General features: G+C 41.7%; 1 protein-coding gene. It reads left to right on the forward strand.

The features are described 5' to 3' along the window. Window positions 1-20 precede the first annotated feature (20 nt). Window positions 21-664: EAL and HDOD domain-containing protein (locus tag R7O13_RS27635; protein WP_318305293.1), on the forward strand; the 644-nt coding region annotated here is incomplete at its 3' end.

The following is a 664-nucleotide window of genomic DNA, read 5'->3' on the forward strand; positions in this document are numbered from 1 at the left end:
AAACAGAACGAAGTACCTAATTGAAGTATTCTTACGTAGCTCGCCAACCGATTCTAGACAGAGAAAAGCGAACCATAGGTTACGAACTCCTCTTTCGAGACGGCCCCAAAAATACCTTCCCTGAAGTAGAACCTGAGCTTGCTACTAGTCGACTGCTATCTGATCATTTTTTGTCGACGCATTACAACACCTTAGGTAACAAACTCGGTTTTGTTAACTTTCCCCACCAAAGCTTGGTCAACCTTGTTCCGACACTGTTTCCGAAAGATTCTCTGGTTATTGAAGTACTCGAAGATTGTGAGCCTACGCAAGAGCTTCTCGATGCAATAAAACATCTGCACGAATGCGGCTACCGAATTGCACTCGACGACTTTGTACCAACTAAGGCTTGGAAACGCTTTCTTCCGTACGTATCGATGATCAAATTTGATATTCGTTTAGTACCAATTGAAAAAGCGGCAATTTTCATCCAAGCATTGAGCCAGTTTAATATCGATTTTTTGGCTGAAAAAGTCGAAACCTATGAAGAGTTTGAACAAGCGCTTGACGCTGGTTTTAACTACTTTCAAGGTTACTTCTTTAGTAAACCAGAAATGATCCAAAAGAAGCGCCTCAACCCGGCGTTTTTAACCGTCATCCAGTTGTGTAAAGAGATTGCTGATAA

The sequence above is a fragment of the Vibrio sp. Y176 genome (assembly GCF_033438945.1).